Below are 5042 nucleotides of genomic sequence, written 5' to 3'. Positions count from 1 at the left end.
ATCGGCTTGTGTTAGCAATTATACCTGCCGAACCGCCAGAGCAGCCGTCCTAAATTTCTGTTTTCTAAAGATAAGAGACACAAACGGGGACTAGTCCCCGAACCCCTAGCCAGCGCGCCACCCCAAAACGAACGGGGAAACGGGTATGAACGATTGCCATGCATCGAATGGAAATTGGTTGCATGGGGGGCATGCACTTGTTTTAATTATGAATAAAAGTTCAAAAAACATATTAGCATTAAAACCTTGATATAATAGGATTTATCGTATAAGAACGCCCCCCATGCATGGTTAAAAGAATGTGCATGGGGGGCGTTCTTTGTTATTGTTTAAAGGATATTTGAGATATAAAGTATAACTATTTATATAATTATAATTGCACGGGAGGGAACGATATGTCAGAAGCGAAACTTGGCCAAGAGCCAGCTTATTGGACTGGTGAGATAGCGAAGAAGTTAGAGATATCTGATAGCACTTTGAGAAAGTGGTGTATTCAATTGGAGGCCACAGGTTATAAGTTCATTAAGGGAGAGAATGATAGCCGTGCATTTACCGATCATGACTTGAAAGCTTTACAGTTATTTAAACAACTTGTAAAAGTTCAAAGAAAAACTAAAGAAACTGCTTGTTTAGAAGTAGTGGAACGCTATGGCACACGTACAGGGACGCCCCCCATGCAACCAGCACAAATGGCTGTGCAAGCCCATGAATTCAAAGATAAAATTGATGATATGGCTCAAAGTCTTGAGGAGATAAAAAAACAATTGAATGAACAAATGGAGTTTAATAAAAAGCTTGTAGAACGTATGGATCATCAAAGTATGACTCATATACGTGAAATCCAAGAGACAAGAAAACAACTTGCTGCTGCTGAAGAAAAAAAGAAGTGGTGGGAGTTTTGGAAGTAATGTAATTTCATGGGGAATAATGTCGGGAATTTGGGAATAAACATGTAGCATACATATAATCAAGACCGCCTTATACACTGATACATAATGGGCGGTCTTTGTTAGTGCTATGTATGTTATATCTAGTAGCTGTCTTCGCTAGCGGAATAAGATTTAAATATTGAGTACTCTCTAGATGTATGATAACTATTTGCTGTTTCTGCAGTTACCATGTAGACAATAATTCCGAAGATAAGAAAAGCAATAAAGAATACTTGTATTTCTAATTTATTATTCATGGAAATCTCCTAATTTTTTAATTCAATTTTAACAAAAAGGGTAACTATTTATGTCTTTTTTTGTTGGTAAAAAATATAAATATAGGTATCTGTCAACGGTAAATCGCAAGACCGTCAGGTCGAGAATTTAAGGAGTTGATAGATTCACAAGACCCAAACCCTTTGGGCACTCAAACAACCCCGTTTGTTTGACGCCAACCGGCGAGGGAGCCCCCTCAAAAAGTGAGGGGGTTGGGGGAGTTTTTTAGATGGGGTTAAGGGGAAGAGTTCCCCTTACAGGTGGTGGACGGCGTCCACGGTCTTCATGAAAAAGGGCATCCGTGAAGGATGTCTTTTTTCATTTTGGCGGAGCCAAACACAGGTCGGAATTCCGACCGCCCACCTCGTAGAGCGCGCTCCCAATTTTATCGAAGATGAAAAATTGGTGTAGTGAGTTACACCAAATCTCAAATTGTGGTATGCTAGACCCAAGTACAGTGGTCGAAATGGGGGATTGAGGGATGGCCAAATATGGGATTATCCGCGTACAAAAGTTCCCGACAAACACGATTCAAAAACATAACTAACGAAAGTGCGAAAAAACAAATGCTCCAGAAGCTCGTACGTGAATTTCCACCTGAACAAAAGAAAAGAGTCAAACATGAGGTTAAAAGAGAGCTAGATTAGCAGTATGGACCTCTTATAAGCTCTCTGAGCGACGATTTAACGATTGAGAAGGAAAAACATAGGAAAACAAAAAAAGGGCTTGTACAGGCAAATAGAAAGAAAAACAGGAGAAATATGATACAATCTAGTAAAAAATAGGAGTAAGCGTCATGATCAGAACTTTGCTTAGGAACTCTTTAATATTAGCTCTTGGTCTTTATTTATCAATTTACGTTTTACCTGAAGTTTTCCATGTTAACGAAACCGTTTCAAAATACTTAATGATAACGGTTGCTGTTTTATGGTTTGTTAAATCTAACAATAGATGGTTACTTAATATGTTTTCAATAGTTTTAGGAGTTGTATTTCTTGCTTTTGGTTTTATAGTCTTTGCATTGTTATTTGGGTAAAGACTATTTTTCTAAGACAAGCATATGTATAAAAGGTGCGCTTTTTATGCATCTTATTAACCCTTAACTTCTGATAAAGTGTTGATCTATCAAGGATGTATAAAAAGCTGCATACTCCGGAAAAAGAACCCTCGGCGGAACCGTTCTGCGACAAGGGTTCTTTTTTGTGATGTGTACCGGAAAGAGTGATTATGTTAACTAACTTTGTATACGATATACAGGTTAAAAACAGAAAAACTCCCTATTTCCGTAGGGAGTTTTTCTGCTACATTTATTTGATTAAAGGACTGATGCCTCACGGCGTCCTGAGTAGTTTACTCTTTCTAAATAAATTTATTCATTTAGAAAAAGTAGTTTTTGTTTGAGAAGAGTTAGGTATGTACTATGTACTGCTTTGAACAAGTATCTTTTTATTTCTCATGGTTCACATAGTCAAAAATCGTACGATTAGCAAAGTGAGCTTAACTAATCGTACGATTTTTAATATTTATATTTGATGAACAGATTAGTTTTCTTTTTACAAAGTACATTATAAAAAAGAAAAGTGAAAATATGATGAAAATATAATGAGGTATATAACTAATATAGTCTTAAATGGAGTATACAACTTAAAAACAGAAAAACCTACTGGACAGAGATCAGTAGGTTTTTCTTCTAGATATATGAAATTACTCTTGGATGATGCTACACAACATCTTGAGTAGTTTGCTCAAGTTATCAATAACTTATGTATCGAAAAGAAAAACCCACCTGATTTGTCAGAGGTGGGTTTCTTTTAGAAATTCTACATGTAATTAGTTTGCTCAAAATACTCTTAATTATCCGTCTGTATAAGAGCTGAGTATAAATTACTTTTAATGGGGGTTCCGAAAAAGTGTTTTATGTTAACAAGTAAGAAAAGTAATAGCAGGAAATATCATGTTGCATTTGAATACTAGTACTATACTCTTAAAACGAAAATGGGGGGCTAGTAGGATGCTGGTAAAAAAAATGTTAAATGGAATTATGATGAAGGAAATCACCATTAAAGAATTAGCTGATCAGTATGGTGTAAGCACTCGTACCATTCAATTGAAGATTAAGAAATTAGGCTATGAATGGGACAGTAAGGAAAGTATTTATCGCTATGTTGGAGAAGAATCAGAACCTTTAGATGTTGATTTTAGTACCCTTATCTCTAAAAACAGTAAAATGCCAGCAGAACAAAAGCTAGCTACTAGCGAAGTAGCAGCTAGTACGAGCTATGTGAATGAAAGTGAAAGTACTAGCGCTAGCTTTTTAAAAGCTAGTACATCTTCTAGCAAAATAGATGCAATTGATCTCTTGTTACAGAATCCAAATGATCGTTCAAAAAGAGTGTATCGAGGTTTTTACTTTGACGATGATGTTTTAAGTATTATTGATCGAGTTCCTAAGAGTTATAAATCTGAATTAGTAAATGAAGCTTTGAGAAAAGTCTTTAAAGAAAAAGGATTGTTAGACTAAGAAACTCACCTACATTCAAGGTGAGTTTTCTTTGTTATTTGACAAATAGGGTTTGCAAAAATGTAAGATTTGGTAGAAAATTAGACATAAGAAAAAGCCCTCAAGTTTTCGCGGACTCGGAGGACTTCTTCTAAAAAAATATTAAGAAGGAATTAACCTTCAACTACATAACTTTATAAATGTATTCTAACACAATAAGGTTAATTTCTTCCACAAAAAAATGGAGGAATTAAAGTTGGAAAAAGCATTAGAAGCAGCCGAAAGAAAAGCTAGATTAAGAGATATTGATAATTCAAAGGTGTTAACACAAGAAGAATTAGATTTAGCAAATCAACTGCAAGCTAAAGCAAATGCAGGAAAAATGAAATTAGTACCTGAAAAAAAAGTAAAAAATAAAGCAAAATTTGCTCAAATTATTCAAGAAAACTGGCTCTATTTAATTCAAAACGAAATTTTGAAAAATGAAGAGATTATGTTTTTAAATAAAATTTTAGGTTTTATTGGATTCCGTTCAAATTGTTTAGTACAAGATATAAAAGCAAAAGAACAAATTCCAATGACTCAAACAGAGCTTGCAGAAGCTTTAAAAATGAGTCGAACTAATGCTAATAGACTAATAAAACAATTAATAGAAAAGGGAATCATGGGAAAGTTTGAATCAGGTAGAGATGGTCTTAATGCTAAGATGTATGCCTTATATATAAATCCAAACATTATTTTATGTGGAGATCGTGACAACATAAATGAAACTCTACAAACTATGTTTAAAAAAAGATCTAAAGAATTAAAAAATTTACCGATAAGATTGACTTAAAAATCTCCTTTTAGGAGATTTTTTTGTTTCTTGCTCAATTTCATATGTATTGAGTTCAATACTAAACTGTCTTGAACTCAATACATATGAATAAGCCTAAAAACCTTTTCATATCAAGGGTTTTTAGGCTTTTATGTACCTACTGCCTTCTCACTCTCTATTAAATAGCAATTCGCTGATAGAATTGCAAGGATCTTTTTATATTTTTTTCGTTAGAAAAAACAACCCATAATGGCTATTTTCCATACAAGGTTCGAGTAGTATTTTTTAAGAAAATCACTTAAAAAATCTCCACTCTTTTCTCCTTGTATTTCAAATTTCGGCAGGTTTGGTTATTTCGCCAAGCCGACCATACCCAAAACGAAGTTAATGATGATCGGCTTGTGTTAGCAATTATACCTGCCGAACCGCCAGAGCAGCCGTCCTAAATTTCTGTTTTCTAAAGATAAGAGACACAAACGGGGACTAGTCCCCGAACCCCTAGCCAGCGCGCCACCCCAAA

General features: G+C 34.8%; 4 protein-coding genes. All 4 read left to right on the top strand.

The genetic code is table 11. The features are described from left to right. Positions 1 to 395: 395 nt before the first annotated feature. The 4 genes from ACN6NE_RS30750 (at position 396) to ACN6NE_RS30735 (ending at position 4540) form a co-directional block, all read left to right on the top strand. On the top strand, positions 396 to 908 hold the full coding sequence (locus tag ACN6NE_RS30750; protein WP_474329368.1) for a DUF3967 domain-containing protein: 513 nt from the start codon (positions 396 to 398) through the stop codon (positions 906 to 908). A gap of 1093 nt (positions 909 to 2001) precedes the next feature. After that, positions 2002 to 2241, top strand: a complete 240-nt coding sequence (locus tag ACN6NE_RS30745) for a hypothetical protein (protein WP_474329367.1) — start codon at positions 2002 to 2004, stop codon at positions 2239 to 2241. A 975-nt stretch (positions 2242 to 3216) separates the two neighbouring features. Continuing rightward, complete coding sequence (locus ACN6NE_RS30740; protein ID WP_474329365.1) at positions 3217 to 3726, top strand: HTH domain-containing protein; 510 nt, start codon at positions 3217 to 3219, stop codon at positions 3724 to 3726. A gap of 235 nt (positions 3727 to 3961) precedes the next feature. Further along, entirely contained in the window at positions 3962 to 4540 is a 579-nt protein-coding gene (locus ACN6NE_RS30735) for a MarR family transcriptional regulator (protein ID WP_223272423.1), read from the top strand. Positions 4541 to 5042 lie beyond the last annotated feature (502 nt).

Source organism: Priestia sp. 53B2 (assembly GCF_056099005.1).
Note: the sequence above shows the minus strand (reverse complement) of the source record. Positions and strands in the feature narration are given on the sequence as shown.